The following is a 16,705-nucleotide window of genomic DNA, read 5'->3' as shown; positions in this document are numbered from 1 at the left end:
TATGCAGCCATCGGAGCTTTGCATTCAGCGAGGCGTTTCTTCCGCCCGGCCGACCCATGAGGTGCGGATGAGCAGGGCGTCGTGGGAGGGGCTGCTCGGCTCGGCGGTCAGCACCGCCATGCGCTGCGGCGCATGGCGGGGCGCACGCGCTGGGCGGCGACCACGGTGTCGAGGGCTTCGAGGGAGCGCTACGTCGACCCCGCGGTCGACAAGCTCGCCGACTTCTTCACCGGCCACCCCACCGCGCAGCGAGCTGGGGAGGTCAGGGTCTCAGGTGGACCGATCTATCCTCCGGCGGAACAGTTCTGGGGGACTTCATGGACGACTTCCTGGTCTACACCGTCGGCGTGCCGCTGACGTTCCTGGCGATGGTGCTCGGCATCGCGCTGGCCGCCCGCCGCATCCTCGGGCTGCGGGTCGGCCTGGTGCGCACCACGTTCGCGTGCGTGCTGGGCCTGTCGATCACCGCGAGCGTCCTGAGCGGGATGCCCATGCCGGAGACGACGGGCGCGCTGGGCACCGTCCAATTCGGCATCGCGCTGCTGATGATGATCGCGCTGCTGACCTTCGCCGAGGTCATCGTGCCCACCGGGTCGATCCCGCCGCCCACCGAGTGGTGGCGGGCCGCTCGCTCCAGGGTCGCCCGCGCGCGGCGGTACTCGCGCATCACGGCCATCGCGTTCCGCCACGGGCTCGGCCCCTACCTGCGCGGCCGGGAGCGCACCGACACACGGGTCGCGCGGTCGCTGCGGCTGGCGCTGGAGGAGGCCGGGGTGACGTTCGTGAAGCTCGGCCAGGTGCTGTCGACGCGCCCGGACCTGCTGCCGCCGGACGTCGTCGACGAACTGACCCTGTTGCAGGACAAGGTTCCCGCCGCGCCGTGGCCGGCTGTGCGGGAGGTGCTGGTGGCCGAGATCGGCGCGCCCGAGGACGTGTTCGCCGAGTTCGACCAGACGCCCATCGCGGCGGCGTCCGTGGCGCAGGTGCACCGGGCGCGGTTGAAGTCGGGCGAGGAGGTCGTGGTCAAGGTGCAGCGGCCCGGGGTGCGGCGGGTCGCGGAGGGCGACCTGGACATCGTGAACCGGTTGGCGGGCACGCTGCACGCTCGCACCCGGTGGGGCCGCGCGATCGGCGTGCGCGACCTCGCCGCGGGGTTTTCCGCCGCGCTGCGCGAAGAACTCGATTTCCGGGTGGAGGCGCGCAACCTGCTCGCGGTGCGGGCGGCGTCCGGCGACTCCGGTGTGGTGCTGCCGCGTGCGCACGAAACCCTGTGCACGGCAAGGGTTCTGGTCATGGACCGGCTGGACGGCATGCCGTTGCGGTCCGCCCCGCTGGAGTCGACCGACCGCGACGGCCTGGCCCGGTCGCTGCTGGACGTCCTGCTGCGCCAGGTGATGCTCAACGGCGTCTTCCACGCCGACCCGCACCCCGGCAACATCATGCTGCTGAACGACGGCCGCCTCGGCATGCTGGACTTCGGTTCCGTGGGCCGCATCGACGCGCAACTGCGGTCCGCGCTGGGCAAGATGCTGCTCTCGATCGACCACGGCGACCCGGCCGGCCTGCGCGACTCGTTGCTGGAACTGGTGTCCCGGCCGGACGAGATCGACGAGCAGCAGTTGGAGCGCGCGCTCGGGCAGTTCATGGCGCGGCACCTGAGCGCCGGGATGCGACCGGACGTGGAGATGTTCGGCGACCTGTTCAAGCTGGTCTACCGGTACGGGTTGAGCATCCCGCCGGAGATCGCGGCGGTGCTCCGCGCGCTGGCGACGGTGGAGGGCACGCTGGGCGCGCTGTCGCCCGGGTTCAACATCGTGGTGGAGTCGAGGGCGTTCGCGGACAAGCAGTTCAGCGAACGCCTGACCCCGGAGTCGTTGCGTCGCACGGTGACCGAGGAGTTGCACTCGATGCTGCCGCTGCTCAAGCGGTTGCCCAGGCGGGCGGAGCGCATCTCCAGCGCGTTGGAACAGGGCCGGTTGGGGTTGAGCATGCGGTTGTTCGCGGACGACCGGGACCGGCAGTTCGTGACTTCCCTGCTGCACCAAGTGATGCTGACCGTGCTCGGCGCGACCGCAGGCCTGATGGCCGTGCTCCTCCTCGGCACAGACGGCGGGCCCAAGGTCGGTCGGGACATCACCTTGTATCAGGTGTTCGGTTACAACCTCCTGGTGATCAGTGTCCTTTTGGGCTTGCGCGTGGTCGTCACGGTTTTCCGCCCCCGTAGGGTGGAGACATGAGCATCCACGACATCGCCGTGCACACCTTGGACGGCACCCCGAGCAGCCTCGGTTCGTTGCGGGGCAAGGCTTTGCTGGTGGTCAACGTGGCGTCCAAGTGCGGGCTGACGCCGCAGTACACCGGGTTGGAGCGGCTCCAGCAGCGGTTCGGCGAGGCCGGGTTCTCGGTGGTCGGCTTCCCGTGCAACCAGTTCGCCGGCCAGGAGCCGGGGACGGCCGCGGAGATCTCGACCTTCTGCTCCACCACCTACGGCGTGACCTTCCCCCTGTTCGAGAAGATCGAGGTCAACGGCCCCGGCCGGCACCCGCTGTACGCCGAGCTGACCGCGCACGCCGACGCCGACGGCACGGCCGGTGACGTCCAGTGGAACTTCGAGAAGTTCCTGATCTCCCCGGAGGGCGAGGTCGTGGCCCGCTTCCGCCCGCGCACCGAGCCCGAGGACGACGACGTGGTCAAGGCCATCGAGGCCGTCCTGCCGTAGCCCATCACCGTCCGTTTCGGGCACGAAGCCCCATGGCCTGCAGTTGTCACGAAGCGTATCGTTTTCGGCCTGCGGCGTCGGGGCCGGTCGCGTAGGGGTGGCCGGTAGCCGGAAGGCCTCCCGACGCCGCGGCACGCCTTCCGGTCCCGCCGCACTCGCTGGGAGACCGGACATGAGACCACTCGCACGAGCGGCCGGGGCGGCCACCGCCCTGGCCGCAGCGCTGCTCGTACCGGTGGGCACCGCACAAGCCCACGCCCCCTCCGGAGCCATTTTCACCACCCTGCCCGACGGCAGCGAGGTCAACTTCAACCACTTCCCCACCAAGCAGGACGTGTACCTGGACGGCGGCCCCGGCCCGGGCGCGCCCCAGGACGCCGCGGGCCTCGACGACGGCACCTACGTGTTCCAGGTGACCGACCCGAGCGGCAAGGTCCTGCTGTCCACCGACCCGGCCGCGTGCCGCCAGTTCACCGTGTCCGGCGGCATCATCACCGGCGTGGTCGACACCACGTGCGAGCACGTCACCGGCACCGACGTGGACCACAACGCCACCACCGTGCAGCTGTTCCCGTTCCTGGACACGCCCAACAACGGCGGCGTCCACAAGGTGTGGGTCACCACGGTCGAAGACTTCCTGCTCGGCTGCTCCCAGCTCGGCGTCGCCAACGGCCTCGCCGTCGTGGACTGCGGCAGCACGGGCGGCAACCGCCACGGCTTCATCCCGGCCCACAGCAAGACCGACAACTTCAAGGTCGGCGAGAAGGTCATCGTCGAGATCGACACCCGCTTCAACCGCTGGGACACCGTCGGCCCCCTGGACGGCAAGAAGGTGACCTGGACCGACACCAACGGCGCGTCGAACACCAAGTGGTCGTACTACGCGCCGGAGCTGTACGTGTTCCACGAGGCGCACGTGGAGGCCGTGGAGGTGGGCGTCCACAAGATCACCGTCGACCACCAGCCGGGCTGCCACGTGGAACGCGTGGACGTCCAGAACCAGCACCTCACGGGTCCGGGAACGGTCTCGGTGCGGATCACGAACCTGAACCAGGAGAAGACGGTGTTCGTGGACGTGCTGTGCTCGTGACCTGCCCGCTCCCGGCTCGCGTGGCACAGTGGAGTCCATGGAGCCCCTGATCTCGGAAGCCCGGCGCCGTTTCGCCCAGGGCACGGCGCCGGGCCGGGTCTTCGCCGAGTTGGCCCTGTTCGCGGACCCACGCGAGGTGGCGGTGGCCGTGTGCGTGGCGCTCGGGATCGCCAGAGCCGAGGCTGAGCGGTCGGTGGGCGCGCCGGAGCAGAACCCGGAGTTCTGGGACCTGGCCGGCTACGCCCGGTTGTCACCGCTGGAAGCGGCCCACGAAATCGGCGGACTGCTGGAAGGCGTGGGCGTCTTCAAAACCCCGAACAGCCGATAGCCGCCCCTTTGCGCCCCAGGCGCCGCTTTTGCGCCGCAGGCGCCGTTTTGGTCGGGCTATCAGCCACAGGAAGGGCCTCGGTTCGTCTCCCGTACGGCCTGGGCGCAGCCCAACCACGCTTCGGTCCTTTCCGCAACCACGCTTTACCGGTTGCGGAAAGGACCGAAGCGTGGTTGCCTCCGGCAGTCCGTACGGGGGACGAACCGACGCCCTTCCACCCCCGGTGGCCTGCCGCGCGGCGAGCGCCGCTTGTAGCTTTTGATCTTTCAAGCTTTTGATCTTGAGAGCGCGCAGCGCGGCTTCTAGAGCGCGGAGCGCGTTCCTCCTCCAGTAGCGCGGAGCGCGTTGCGTGACCACGCGCGAAGCGTGGACTTGAGCGCGTAAGCGCGATTTCAAAGATTAAAAGAGCCTCGCCGGCGGGCGAGCCGCCAAGGATGACACAACTACAACGGCGGGGGCTTCTTGCTTGTGCCATCCCCGCATGACCCGGCAAAGCCGACCACAGATTTCCCGGGTGCCGCTGAAAACTTTTGCTCGTTCCTCACAAAATTTTCGGCTGCACCCGACCAAAAATGTGGTAGCCCTTCGGGCGGGCCATACGGGGATGACACAAGCAAGAAGCCCGGGTTGGGGTGTGTGCCCCGGCGGCACTGCCCGACAGCGCTGCGCGCCGAGATGTTGGCGCTGGTCAGCACTCGATGACGTTCACCGCCAGACCACCGCGCGCGGTCTCCTTGTACTTGACCTTCATGTCCTTGCCGGTCTCCCGCATGGTCTTGATGACCTTGTCCAACGACACGAAGTGCGAGCCGTCGCCGCGCAACGCCATCCGGGCCGCCGTGATGGCCTTGATCGACGCCAACGCGTTGCGCTCGATGCACGGGATCTGCACCAGCCCGCCGATCGGGTCGCACGTCAGCCCGAGGTTGTGCTCCATCGCGATCTCGGCCGCGTTCTCCACCTGCTCCGGCGTCCCACCGAGCACCTCGGCCAACCCACCGGCCGCCATCGAGCACGCCGAGCCGACCTCGCCCTGGCACCCGACCTCGGCGCCGCTGATCGACGCGTTCTCCTTGAACAACACGCCAACAGCGCCGGCCGTCAGCAGGAACCGCACCACGCCGTCGTCAGACGCACCCGGCACGAACCGCGTGTAGTAGTGCAGCACCGCCGGGACAATGCCGGCCGCTCCATTTGTCGGCGCGGTGACCACCCGGCCGCCGGCCGCGTTTTCCTCGTTCACGGCCAACGCGAAGAGAGTCACCCAGTCCATCACCCGCAACGGGTCCGTGGCGTAGTGCTCCGCAGCCAACCTCTGCCGCATCTCGGCCGCGCGCCGCCGCACCTTCAGACCGCCCGGCAGCACACCCGTCTCCGTGCAGCCCCGTTCGACGCACTCCTGCATGACGCCCCAGATGTGCAGCAGGCCCGAACGGACCTCCTCCTCCGTGCGCCACGACAGCTCGTTGGCCAGCATGACCTCGGAGATGGACAGGCCGGTCTCGCGCGTCCGCGCCAGCAGTTCGTCGCCGGTCTTGAACGGGTGTGCCAGCTCGGTCTCGTCGGCCTTGATCCGATCGGCACCCGTGGCGTTCTCGTCCACCACGAAACCGCCGCCGACCGAGTAGTACACGGCCTCGTCCAACACCTCGTCGCCCGAGTACGCGGTGAAGCTCATCCCGTTGGGGTGCAACGGCAGGGACTTCCGCCGGTGCATGACCAGGTCGGTGTCCTCGTCGAACGGGACGTCCCGCACGCCGCCCAGCAGCAGCCGGCGCGTCGCCCGGATCTCGGCCACCCGGCCCTCGGCGGCGGTCGGGTCGACCTCCTCCGGCTTGTGGCCCTCCAGGCCCAGCAGCACGGCCTTGGGGCTGCCGTGGCCGTGGCCCGTGGCGCCCAGGGAGCCGAACAGCTGGACGTGCACGCGGTCCACCGACGTCAGCCGGTGCCCGAGGCGCGCGACGAACATCGTCGCCGCGCGCATCGGGCCGACCGTGTGGGAGCTGGACGGCCCGATGCCGACCGAGAACAGGTCGAAGACGCTGATCGCCACGGCGGGTCAGTCCCCGGTCAGTTCCGCGTACTTGCCGGCGGTGAGCAGGCCGGTCGCGTCCTCGACGCGCACCTTGAACAGCCAGCCGGCGCCGTACGGGTCGTTGTTGATCAGCGACGGGTCCTCGGCGGCGGCCTCGTTGACCTCCACGACCTCGCCGCTGACCGGCGCGTACAGGTCGCTCACGGACTTGGTGGACTCCAGCTCGCCGCACACCTCGCCGGACTTCACGTGCTCGCCCACGGTCGGCAGTTGGACGAACACGATGTCGCCGAGGGACTCCGTCGCGTAGGAGGTGATGCCGATCGCCACGGGGTCCTGGGTACCCGGCGCCCAGTCGACCCACTCGTGTTCGGGGGTGTAGAGCAGGTTCTCCGGAAAGGTCATGTCAGCGCTCCTGAAGCCACGGTCGGGTCAGATCCCCACTCTGTCCTGGGACCTGAGAGCTTCGCCGCCGGATCGCGGCTTGCACCGTGGGTGCGCGCGTGAGCGCGCTTTCCAGAGTCGCCTCGCCCGAGCGGTTCTCGTTGCCTGAGAGTGTGCGGGGTACTTGCTCCTTCGGCGCCCCGGACGTACCGGGGACTCTCCCGCTCGGGTTCCGGCGCCCTCGCGGGCGCCCCGGCCGATGTTCAGTTGGGCGGTCGCGAGCACGCTAAGTCCCCGGCGTCGCGGGTGTCAACGCGCGTCCGGTCTTGTTCGCTCGACACAATCGGACCCCTGCTGGTTGGTGCCGGCCGCACGATGACAGTGGATTCGGAGTACCGGACCTTTGGCGTAACAACGGCTGAAGGAGCCCACCGTGCGGATCTCAGTACCCCGCGAGATCAAGAACCACGAGTACCGCGTCGCGCTGACCCCCGCCGGCGCCCACGAGCTGACCCTGCGCGGCCACGACGTGTTCGTCGAGTCCGGCGCGGGCCTCGGTTCGGCCATCCCCGACGAGGAGTACCTCGCCGCCGGCGCGAAGGTCCTGGCCACCGCCGAGGACGTGTGGGCCGAGGGTGACCTGGTGCTCAAGGTCAAGGAGCCGATCGCGCGGGAGTACCCGCTGCTGCGCAAGGGCCAGACCCTGTTCACCTACCTGCACCTGGCCGCGGACCGGCCGCTGACCGAGGCGCTGATCGCGTCCGGCACGACCGCGATCGCCTACGAGACCGTGCAGACCGCGAACGGCGCGCTGCCGCTGCTGGCCCCGATGTCCGAGGTGGCGGGCCGGCTGGCGCCGCAGGTGGGCGCGTTCTCGCTGATGAAGCCGTCCGGCGGCCGGGGCGTGCTGCCCGGTGGCGTGCCCGGCGTGCACCCGGCGCGCGTGGTCGTCATCGGCGGCGGCGTGGCGGGCCTGAACGCGGCGACGATCGCCGTGGGCATGGGCGCGGACGTGGAGATCCTCGACACCAACGTGGACCGGCTGCGCTACATCGACGCCCTCTACCGCGGGCAGCTGCGCACCGTCACGTCCAACCGCTACTCGGTCGAGCAGGCCGTGCGCGAGGCCGACCTGGTCATCGGCGCGGTGCTGGTGCCGGGCGCGAAGGCCCCGAAGCTGGTCAGCAACGAGCTGGTGGCGCAGATGAAGCCCGGTTCGGTGCTGGTGGACATCGCGATCGACCAGGGCGGCTGCTTCGCCGACTCCCGGCCGACCACCCACGCCGACCCGACCTACCAGGTGCACGAGTCGGTCTTCTACTGCGTGGCGAACATGCCGGGCGCGGTGCCGCGGACGTCCACGTACGCGCTGACCAACGTGACCCTGCCGTACGCGGTGGCCCTGGCCGACAAGGGCTGGCAGGGGGCCCTGCGCGCCGACAAGTCCCTGGCGCTGGGTCTGAACGTCCACGACGGCTTGCTGACGAACGAGCCGGTGGCCCAGGCCCACGACCTGACCTACACGCCGTTCGAGGCCTGAAGAGCGGCTGTTCCCGAAGATGGGGCGTCTACCGAGCTGGTGGGCGCCCCTTCTCGCGTCTTGAGGGTCCAACTAAAAACGCGACCCGCTCAACCAGCCTGGGGGTCACTGGGAGCGGGTCGCGCAGCACCAATCCTAGCGGGGTCCGGTGTGCCGTGCCCAGCCACCCCAGCCATCTGCGCGCAATTCTTGACCCAACAGGGCACGTTCTGTGTCCTCCCTCAAGCGTTCGAGTGAATTCCGCGGGTAACGGGTAAGTCACGACGCCCGGTCGGCCGATGGTCACAGCAGAACCCCACCGCCGTCACGCAGCGGGTTCGTCCGCTCGCGTGACGGCGCCGCCGCCGGCTGCCGAACACCTCCGATCGGAGCGCACATGGCTGAACCACAGGGCTGGATCGACTGCCACGACCCCTTCGGCCGGGACCGGTCGATGACCGTGCTGGTCGAGGACGACCGGGTCTTGCTGGTCGCGCCGCCGGGCGAGTCGGCTGTGATGTCGGTCACCCAGACCCGCAGGCTGCACCGCCTGCTGGACCAGGCCGCCGACAGGATGTGAGCGGGGTGGACGAGGCGTTGCGGGCCGCGGTGCTGCGCCGGCTGGCCCAGTTGGACGAGGTCGCCGAACGGGGCGCCGCCGAGGCCCTGGTGCCGCTGGCGCGGGCCGAGATCAACCGGCTGGCGGACTGCTGGCGCCTGCTGCTGACCGTGCACCAGCCCGACTCCGACGGCCGCTGCCGCGCCTGCCCGGGCGTGCTGCGGCACCGGAAGTGGCCGTGCCAGGTGTGGACGATGGCCCACCAGCACCTGATCGGCGAGGGCCTGCCGCACCGCGAGCGGCGCCGGCCGCTGCGCAACCCGTTCCGGCACGACACCGGTCGCCACGACAGCGACCGGACCGCCGAGATCCCGGTCGTGGTGTCGAAACCGCGACATGCCCTCCCCGACTGACCCTCCTAAGGCAGGATGGCGCCGACAGGCGCTATCCAGGAGGGACGCGTGCACGACGGCAGTGGCCGCATCGTGGTGCAGGGCTTGACCAAGCAGTTCGGTCCGGTCGCAGCGGTGCAGAATCTCAGCTTCACGGTGGAACCGGGGTCGGTGACCGGCTTCCTCGGACCGAACGGCGCGGGCAAGACGACGACGCTGCGGATGTTGCTCGGCCTGGTGACCCCGACCGCGGGGCACGGCCTGATCAACGGCCGGCCGTTCCACCAGCTCGGCAACCCCGCCCGGGTCGTCGGCGCGGTGCTGGAGGCGCAGGGCTTCCACCCCAGGCGCTCGGCGCGCAACCACCTGCGGGTGTACGCGTCGGCGATCGGCGTGCCGGACCAGCGGGCCGACCAGGTCCTGGCCCTGGTCGGCCTCGGGCAGGCGGCCGACCGCAAGGCGGGCGGCTTCTCGCTGGGCATGAAGCAGCGGCTGGCGCTGGCCACCGCGCTGCTCGGCGACCCGCAGGTGCTGGTCCTCGACGAGCCCGCGAACGGCCTGGACCCGGAGGGCATCGCGTGGCTGCGGTCGTTCCTCCAGTCCTTCGCGCGCAGCGGGCGGACCGTGCTGATCTCCAGCCACCTGCTCGCCGAGGTCGAGCAGACCGTGGACCAGGTGGTGATCATCTCCCGCGGCCAGACCATGTACTACGGGCCGCTGGCCAACCTGCGCGACTCGCAGCAGAGCCGGGTGCTGGTGCAGCCGTCCGACACGGGTGCGCTGGTCGCGGCGTTGCAGGCGGACGGCGTGACGGCGCTGGAGCAGCTGCCGGACGGCCGGATCGCGGTGACCGGCGTGGAGAGCAAGCAGGTGGCCGACACCGCGCTGAAGGCGGGCGTGTCGATCTACGGCATCCAGGAGGAGAAGGCCGACCTGGAGCAGCTGTTCTTCCGGCTCACCAACGGCCAGTACACGGCGTCCGGCCCGAACCAGTACGCCGGGCCGCAGCAGCCGCAGGGCAGCGGGTACTACGCGCCCCCGCAGGGCTACCAGCAGCCGGGCTACCAGACCCCGCCGCAGGGCTACCAGCAGCCGGTGCCGCCGGGCTACCAGCAGCCGCCACCCGGCTACCAGCAACCACCCAACCCGTACCAGCAGCAGAACCCCTACCAGCAGGGCCAGGGGCAGGGCGGACTCGGGGGCGGTGCGTGATGCTGGGCAACCTGATCAAGTCGGAGTTCCGCAAGACGACCACCACGGGCCTGTGGTGGGGCCTGATGATCCCGACGGTGCTGATCGCCCTGGGCTGGGCGCTGGTCACCGGGCTCATCGGCAAGGGCCTCATGGACGCCCTGAACACGTCCGAGGCCGAAGAGCTGACGACGATCATCGGCATCGACCCGTCGCAGTGGAAGGTGTCGCTGTTCGGGATGGCCCGCAGCATCAACGTGGCCACCATCTTCCCGATGATCTTCGGCGGGCTGGCGATCGCGAACGAGATCAACCGCAAGACGATCACCACGACGTTCCTGACCGCGCCCAACCGGGTGTCGGCGCTGAGCGCGAAGCTGGTGGTCTACGTCCTGTGGGGGGCGATCTACGGCATCGCGATCGTGGCGTCGGTGAGCATCGGCATCGCGATCACCTCGGACCCGAACACGCTGCCGGACGCGAGCGGGTGGCTCGCGCTGGCCGGGGTGGGCGTGCTGTCGTCGATCCTGATGACGATGTTCGGCGTGGGCGTCGGCGCGCTGCTGACCAGCGTGGTCGGCACCACCGTGGTGCTGCTGCTGTACATGCTGATCATCGAGAACGGCATCCAGTTCGTGCTGGGCATCCAGGGCGTGCCGGAGGTCATCGGCTTCCTGCCCAACGGCGCGGTGAACGGCCTGACCGGGTCGGTGGCGGCGTCGCTGTTCCTGTCGACGGCTGGTGTCGTTCCCGACGACCTGGTGGAAGTGATCCGGGCGTTCGCGGGTGCGCTGGGTGCGTTCGACTGGTGGCTGAGCGGGTTGATCTTCCTTGCTTGGACCGCGATCTTCTTCCTGGGCGGCTGGGCGGCTACTCAGCGCAAGGACATCACCTGATCCAGTGATCTTGATCGGCTTATGGCCGCCTCCACCTGCGTGGTGAGGCGGCCATAAGCGTTTTCGCTTATCAACTCTGTCGGTGGTCCGACCTAGGGTTGGTTTCGTGAACGACACCCAGGGCTGGATCCGCCGCCTCGCCACCGCCTGCTGGAAGCACCGGGCACTGGTGGTGTGGTCGGTGCTGGCCGCCGTCGTCGGGGTGGGTCTCCAGGCCTTCAGCCCACTGCTGATCAAGGTCGCGGTGGACGACGCCATGGCCGGGCGCACCGACCGGTTGGCGCTGCTGGCCGCGGTGCTCGTCGGCCTGGAGCTGCTGACGTTCGGGACGGCGTTCGTGCGGCGGTTCCTGGGTGGGCGGCTGGCCGTGGACGTGCAGCACGACCTGCGGCAGGCGGTGTTCCACGCGGTGCAGAGGCTGGACGGGCCGAAGCAGGACGCGTTGCGCACCGGGCAGGTGGTGTCCCGGTCGATCACCGACCTCCAGCTGGTCAACAGCCTGCTGTCGATGACACCGCTGGCGTTCGGCACGGTCGTGTTCGCGCTCGCCGCGCTGGTGGCGATGTTCTGGCTGTCGCCGCTGCTCACGGTGATCGCGCTGGTCGTGGTGCCGGCGGTGGCGCTGGTCGCGGGGCGCAGCCGGCTCACGCTGTTCCCGGCCACGTGGTCGGCGCAGCAGCGGGCGGCGGACGTGGCGCAGCACGTCGAGGAGACCGTCACCGGCGTGCGGGTGGTGAAGGGGTTCGGGCAGGAGGAGCGCGAGGTCTCGCGGCTGGAGGCGCGGGCCGAGGTGCTGTTCGCCGAGCGGATGCGGGCCGCGCGGCTCACGTCCCGGCCCACCGCGACGCTGTCGGCGCTGCCGTTCGTGGGGCAGGTGGCGGTGCTGGCGCTGGGCGGGTGGCTGGCCCTGCGCGGTGACGTGTCGCTGGGCACGTTCCTGGCGTTCGCGACCTACGTGGCGAACCTGGTGGGACCGACCCGGCTGCTGTCCAGCCTGATGGTGACCGCGCAGCTGGCCCGGGCGGGCGTGGAGCGGGTGTACGAGCTGATCGACTCGCAGCCGGACGTGGTGGACGGGGCGGCGGAGGTGCCGTCCGGGGCGGTGTCGGTGGAGCTGGACCAGGTGACCTTCGGGTACACCCGCAGCGAGCCGGTGCTGTCGGAGGTGTCGCTGAAGGTCGCGCCGGGCGAGACGCTGGCCGTGGTGGGCACGGCGGGGTCGGGCAAGTCGACGGTGTCGCTGCTGCTGCCCCGGTTCTACGACGTGCACGCGGGCGCGATCCGGGTGGGCGGGGTCGACGTGCGGGAGCTGCGGCTGGAGTCGTTGCGGCGCGCGGTGGGGGTGGTGTTCGAGGAGGCGTTCCTGTTCTCGGACACCGTGCGGGCCAACATCGCCTACGGGCTGCCGGACGCGTCCGACGAGCAGGTGGAGGCGGCGGCGCGGGCGGCCGAGGCGCACGGGTTCATCTCCGCGCTGCCCGACGGGTACGACACGGTGGTCGGCGAGCGGGGGCTCACGCTGTCCGGCGGGCAGCGGCAGCGCGTGGCCCTGGCCCGGGCCCTGCTGTCCGACCCGCGGGTGCTGGTGCTCGACGACGCCACGTCGGCGGTCGACGCGGCCACCGAGGCGGCGATCCACCACACGTTGGCGCAGGTCACCGCATCCCGGACGACGATCGTGATCGCGCACCGGCGGTCGTCGCTGGCGCTGGCCGACCGGATCGCGGTGCTGGACGCGGGTCGGGTGGTCGACGTGGGCACCCACGACGAGCTGCACGAGCGGTGCCCGCTGTACCGGGAGCTGCTGGCCGGGCCGGGCGAGGCGATCGAGCAGGTCGACCCGCGGGCGGACGTGGCGCTGGAACCGGGCCCGGACGGGGTCACGCCGGAGCTGTGGCCGTCGTCGGACGAGGACGAACTGGCCGTGCGGGCGGCGAACCGCGCGGCGGGCACGGCCCGGGTGCCCAAGGGTCCGCGCGGCAGCGGCGGCACGTCCGCGCTGCTCGGCGGCACACCGCCGACACCCGAGCTGCTGGAGCGGGTGCACGCGCTGACGCCCGCGCTGGAGCGGCCGGTGCTGCACGGCGAGGACCCGCGCGCGCCCGACCCGGGGTTCCGGCTGCGCACCCTGTTGCGCCCGGTGCGGTGGGCGATGCTCGGCGTGGGCGGGCTGCTGCTGGTCGACTCGGCGCTGGCGATCCTGCTGCCGAACCTGGTGCGGCTGGGCGTCGACGGGGGCGTGCTGGGGCGTGACGCGGGGCAGCTGTGGCTGGCGGCCGGGATCGGGCTGGTGCTGGTCGGGTTGGGGTGGCTGTCGTCGGCGGCGGGCACGGTGGTCACCTCGCGGGTCGGCGAGCGGCTGCTGTACCTCCTGCGGGTGCGCAGCTACGCGCACCTCCAGCGGCTGGGGCTGGACTACTACGAGCGCGAGATGGCCGGCCGGATCATGACCCGGATGACCACCGACGTGGACGCGCTGTCGAGCTTCCTGCAGACCGGGCTGACCACGTTCGTGATCAGCGTGCTGACCGTGGTGGGCATCGCGGTGGCGCTGGTGGTGACCGACCCGTCGCTGGCGCTGGTGGCGCTGGCCGTGCTGCCGGTGCTGGTGGTGGCCACGGTGATCTTCCAGCGGCTGTCGTCGCGGGCGTACGCGCAGGCGCGGGAGCGGATCAGCGCCGTCAACGCGGACCTCCAGGAGAACGTGTCGGGGCTGCGGGTGTCCCAGGCGTACACGCGGGAGGCCAGGTCGGCGGAGGCGTTCGCCGAGCGCAGCGACGCCTACCGGCGGTCCCGCATCCGGGCGCAGCGGTACATCGCGACCTACTTCCCGTTCCTGGCGCTGCTGTCGGGGGTGGCGCAGGCGGCGATCCTGGTGGTGGGCGCTTACCGGGTGGCCGAGGGGACGCTGTCGCCCGGCGTGCTGCTGGCGTTCGTGCTGTACCTGGGGTTGTTCTTCGCGCCGCTGTACCAGTTGTCGGGCGTGTTCGACGGCTACCAGCAGGCTCGCGTGGGCCTGAGCCGGATCGGCGACCTGCTCCGCACACCGACCAGCGTCCCGCCGCCCACGACACCCGTCCCGGTGCCACGCCTGCGCGGCGAGGTCGAACTCCGGGACGTCACGTTCACCTACCCCGGCACGTCACGGCCGGCGCTGGACCACGTGTCCCTGCACGTGTCCCCCGGAGAGACCGTCGCCCTGGTGGGCGAGACGGGCGCGGGCAAGTCGACGCTGGTCAAGCTGGTGGCCCGGTTCTACGACGTGAGCGACGGCCGGGTCCTCGTGGACGGCGTCGACGTCCGCGACTACGACCTGGGCGAGTTCCGCAGGCACCTGGGCGTGGTGCCGCAGGAGGCGCACCTGTTCGGCGGCGACGTGGCCGAGAACGTCGCGTACGGCCGCCCGACGGCGTCGCGGGCGGAGGTCGAGCGGGCCGTGCGTGCGGTGGGCGCCCTGCACACCGTCGCGTCCCTGCCTTTGGCGTTCCACCAGCAGGTCGGCGAACGGGGGCAGAACCTGTCAGCCGGCCAACGCCAACTCATCGCCCTGGCCCGGGCCGAGCTGGTCCAGCCGTCCCTGCTCCTGCTCGACGAGGCAACGGCCGCCTTGGACCCGTCCACGGAATCCGCGGTGTTGGCGGCCGGCGACCACCTGGCGGGTTCCCGAACAACCTTCGTGGTGGCCCACCGCCTGGCGACCGCGGCTCGGGCGGACCGGATCGTGGTCCTGTCCGAGGGCCGGATCGTCGAGGAAGGCACTCACGAGGAGTTGCTGGCCGCCGGCGGCCACTACGCCCGCCTGTGGTCCCACAGCACAGCCGACGCCGGCACAGCCGACCGCCGCCAAGCCGACGCCGGCCCAACCGATCCACGCACAGCCGCAGACACCCCGACGCCAAGCCGATGACCGGCTGACCCGCACGCCGCAGGACCGCGCCGCCGACCACGGGATCGCGCCGCCCGCCGCGGGACCGGGCCGCGCACCGCAGGATCGCGCCGCCCAACCATGGGATCGCGCCAGCCCAACCACGGGGACGCGCCAGCCCAACCACGGGGACGCGCGCCGCCCACCGCAGGACCAGGTCGCGCACCGCGCGGGCCGCACCGGGCACCGCAGGTCGCGCACCGCGCGGGCCGCACCGCGCACCGCGGGCCGCACCGCCCGTCGCGGGATCGGTGCGGGCACCGAACACACCAACGCGCCCGGTGCGCAGTGGGCGTCCGGGCGGGTTGGGGGTGGTCACTTCTCGGCGGCCAGCAGTTCGTCGAGCCGTTCGTAGCCCTCGACGATGCCGGTCTCCATGCCGCTGGAGACGGCCATGTCCCGCGCCTCCCTGCTCTCGAACACGCTCAGCCCGCGCAGCCGGGTGCGCCCGTCACCGAGGTCCTCGAAGGTCAGGGTGTCCAGGGAGACGCCGTCCGGGTAGCCCTCCCAGGTGAACGTCTGCACGATCCGCTCCGCCGGCCGGACCTCGTGGAACGACCCGTAGAAGCGGTACTCGCCCTGCTGGTCGCGGTGCACGTACCGGTACTCGCCGCCGGTGCGGGCGTCCCAGGTGACGACCTCCATCTCCAGCCCCCGCGGGCCCAGCCACTTCTTCGCCAGCTCCGGCTCGACGTGCGCCCGGAACACCGCCGCGGGCGGCGCGTCGAACTCGCGCACGATCTCGATGGTGGGCAGGTCGGGGCTGGCCTCGATGGTGGTCTCGTGGTGCGTGGTGGTGCTCATGACGCGTCTTCCTTCCGGGTCCGGGTCTCTTCATCCGCCAAGTCCGCCATCTCGGCGAGGACGGCGTCGAGCCGCTGGTACCGCTGCTCGGCCTCCCGCCGGTAGCGCTCGATCCACTTGGTCATCAGGTCGAACACCTCCGCTTCCAGGTGCACGGGCCTCCGCTGGGCCTGTCGACTCCGACTGACCAGTCCGGCGTCCTCCAGCACCTTCAGGTGCTTGGACACCGCCTGCACGGTCACGGCGTAGGGCTCGGCCAGCTCGTTCACGGTCGCGTCCGCCACCGCGAGCCGGGCGACCATGTCGCGCCGAATGGGGTCCGCCAGAGCCGCGAACACCCGCGAAAGCCGATCCTCCACTGCCGCTCTCCTTACTCAACCTCTCGGTTGAACAAACCGTACGACCCCACTCGAGCGTTGTCAACCATTTCGTTGAACAAGCAGGTCAGAGCCACAGCACCGCCCAATGTCGCGTGACGGTCAGGTGACGGGCCGGGAAACCGTGGCGCTCGCCACGTCCCCGCGCGATGCGCCGGACGGGTGGTGCATCCTCATCCGCACGACACCCCACAAGGGCGCGCGAACCGAGACGGACCAGGGCTGTTACCTCAAGAACAGCTCAAGCACCCATAACGTGACCGAGCTCGGGATCGATCCTGTGATCGAGCACTCCTTGCCCGGCCCCTCCTGTGTATGAACTGCACCAGACGGGGGACTAGCCTGACCATGAGTGAGTCATTACCAAGAGCGAGATGGATAGAGGCGAGCGCCAGCCGTGTCCAGCAGCAGTCCTGCTTCACAGTTCGGCCCCAATGAGTGGCTGGTCGAGGAGATGTACGAGCAGTTCCTCGCCGACCCGTCGTC

15 protein-coding genes and 1 riboswitch are annotated in these 16,705 nt (G+C 70.6%); of the genes, 11 read left to right on the top strand and 4 right to left on the bottom strand.

Translation table 11 applies throughout. The annotated features are described in order from the left end of the window. Positions 1–317: 317 nt before the first annotated feature. From RIN75_RS20085 to RIN75_RS20070, 4 genes are all read left to right on the top strand, one after another. On the top strand, positions 318–2,237 hold the full coding sequence (locus RIN75_RS20085) for an AarF/UbiB family protein (protein ID WP_309113510.1): 1,920 nt from the start codon (positions 318–320) through the stop codon (positions 2,235–2,237). Then, on the top strand, positions 2,234–2,719 hold the full coding sequence (locus tag RIN75_RS20080; protein WP_309113509.1) for a glutathione peroxidase: 486 nt from the start codon (positions 2,234–2,236) through the stop codon (positions 2,717–2,719). The genes RIN75_RS20085 and RIN75_RS20080 overlap by 4 nt, the downstream gene beginning before the upstream one ends. A 172-nt stretch (positions 2,720–2,891) precedes the next feature. Next, on the top strand, positions 2,892–3,809 hold the full coding sequence (locus tag RIN75_RS20075) for a hypothetical protein (RefSeq protein ID WP_309113508.1): 918 nt from the start codon (positions 2,892–2,894) through the stop codon (positions 3,807–3,809). 37 nt (positions 3,810–3,846) lie between these two features. Beyond that, positions 3,847–4,137: a hypothetical protein gene (locus RIN75_RS20070; protein ID WP_309113507.1), complete on the top strand. Its 291-nt coding sequence runs from the start codon at positions 3,847–3,849 to the stop codon at positions 4,135–4,137. A 688-nt stretch (positions 4,138–4,825) separates the two neighbouring features. Here RIN75_RS20070 and RIN75_RS20065 read toward each other — a convergent pair. After that, on the bottom strand, positions 4,826–6,190 hold the full coding sequence (locus RIN75_RS20065; protein WP_309113506.1) for an L-serine ammonia-lyase: 1,365 nt from the start codon (positions 6,188–6,190) through the stop codon (positions 4,826–4,828). Between the two features lie 6 nt (positions 6,191–6,196). After that, a complete protein-coding gene (gene gcvH, locus RIN75_RS20060; protein WP_309113505.1) occupies positions 6,197–6,577 on the bottom strand; it encodes a glycine cleavage system protein GcvH in 381 nt (126 codons plus the stop codon). A 121-nt stretch (positions 6,578–6,698) separates the two neighbouring features. After that, a riboswitch (glycine riboswitch) is annotated at positions 6,699–6,790 on the bottom strand. Between the two features lie 199 nt (positions 6,791–6,989). Between gcvH and ald the strand changes: the two genes are divergently transcribed. From ald to RIN75_RS20030, 6 genes are all read left to right on the top strand, one after another. Next, complete coding sequence (ald, locus tag RIN75_RS20055) at positions 6,990–8,096, top strand: alanine dehydrogenase (protein WP_309113504.1); 1,107 nt, start codon at positions 6,990–6,992, stop codon at positions 8,094–8,096. Between the two features lie 376 nt (positions 8,097–8,472). Further along, complete coding sequence (locus RIN75_RS20050; RefSeq protein WP_041315353.1) at positions 8,473–8,655, top strand: hypothetical protein; 183 nt, start codon at positions 8,473–8,475, stop codon at positions 8,653–8,655. Beyond that, positions 8,652–9,047 (top strand): hypothetical protein, encoded by a 396-nt coding sequence (locus RIN75_RS20045; protein ID WP_309113503.1) that lies wholly within the window; start codon positions 8,652–8,654, stop codon positions 9,045–9,047. Before RIN75_RS20050 ends, RIN75_RS20045 begins: the two co-directional genes overlap by 4 nt. 48 nt (positions 9,048–9,095) lie before the next feature. Then, entirely contained in the window at positions 9,096–10,238 is a 1,143-nt protein-coding gene (locus tag RIN75_RS20040; protein ID WP_309113502.1) for an ABC transporter ATP-binding protein, read from the top strand. Further along, entirely contained in the window at positions 10,238–11,113 is an 876-nt protein-coding gene (locus RIN75_RS20035; protein WP_309113501.1) for a hypothetical protein, read from the top strand. Before RIN75_RS20040 ends, RIN75_RS20035 begins: the two co-directional genes overlap by 1 nt. Positions 11,114–11,219: 106 nt before the next feature. Continuing rightward, positions 11,220–15,020 (top strand): ABC transporter ATP-binding protein, encoded by a 3,801-nt coding sequence (locus tag RIN75_RS20030; protein WP_309113500.1) that lies wholly within the window; start codon positions 11,220–11,222, stop codon positions 15,018–15,020. Positions 15,021–15,353: 333 nt separating this feature from the next. Here RIN75_RS20030 and RIN75_RS20025 read toward each other — a convergent pair whose 3' ends face one another. Continuing rightward, complete coding sequence (locus tag RIN75_RS20025) at positions 15,354–15,842, bottom strand: SRPBCC family protein (protein ID WP_309113499.1); 489 nt, start codon at positions 15,840–15,842, stop codon at positions 15,354–15,356. After that, positions 15,839–16,201, bottom strand: a complete 363-nt coding sequence (locus RIN75_RS20020) for a metalloregulator ArsR/SmtB family transcription factor (protein ID WP_309113498.1) — start codon at positions 16,199–16,201, stop codon at positions 15,839–15,841. The genes RIN75_RS20025 and RIN75_RS20020 overlap by 4 nt, the downstream gene beginning before the upstream one ends. 415 nt (positions 16,202–16,616) lie before the next feature. Between RIN75_RS20020 and RIN75_RS44145 the strand changes: the two genes are divergently transcribed. Then, positions 16,617–16,705, top strand: an 89-nt coding sequence (locus RIN75_RS44145) for a hypothetical protein (RefSeq protein WP_375295989.1), incomplete at its 3' end; no start/stop codon positions are given.

The organism is Saccharothrix sp. (assembly GCF_031180885.1).
GTDB lineage: Bacteria > Actinomycetota > Actinomycetes > Mycobacteriales > Pseudonocardiaceae > Actinosynnema.
Note: the sequence above shows the minus strand (reverse complement) of the source record. Positions and strands in the feature narration are given on the sequence as shown.

What these genes read in the sequence shown, in the direction of transcription:
- RIN75_RS20080 (WP_309113509.1), top strand. Translation starts at nt 2,234, where the DNA reads ATGAGCATCCACGACATCGCCGTGCACACCTTGGACGGCACCCCGAGC.
- RIN75_RS20035 (WP_309113501.1), top strand. Translation starts at nt 10,238, where the DNA reads ATGCTGGGCAACCTGATCAAGTCGGAGTTCCGCAAGACGACCACCACG.
- RIN75_RS20025 (WP_309113499.1), bottom strand. Translation starts at nt 15,842, where the DNA reads ATGAGCACCACCACGCACCACGAGACCACCATCGAGGCCAGCCCCGAC.
- RIN75_RS20075 (WP_309113508.1), top strand. Translation starts at nt 2,892, where the DNA reads ATGAGACCACTCGCACGAGCGGCCGGGGCGGCCACCGCCCTGGCCGCA.
- gcvH (WP_309113505.1), bottom strand. Translation starts at nt 6,577, where the DNA reads ATGACCTTTCCGGAGAACCTGCTCTACACCCCCGAACACGAGTGGGTC.
- RIN75_RS20050 (WP_041315353.1), top strand. Translation starts at nt 8,473, where the DNA reads ATGGCTGAACCACAGGGCTGGATCGACTGCCACGACCCCTTCGGCCGG.
- RIN75_RS20070 (WP_309113507.1), top strand. Translation starts at nt 3,847, where the DNA reads ATGGAGCCCCTGATCTCGGAAGCCCGGCGCCGTTTCGCCCAGGGCACG.
- RIN75_RS20085 (WP_309113510.1), top strand. Translation starts at nt 318, where the DNA reads ATGGACGACTTCCTGGTCTACACCGTCGGCGTGCCGCTGACGTTCCTG.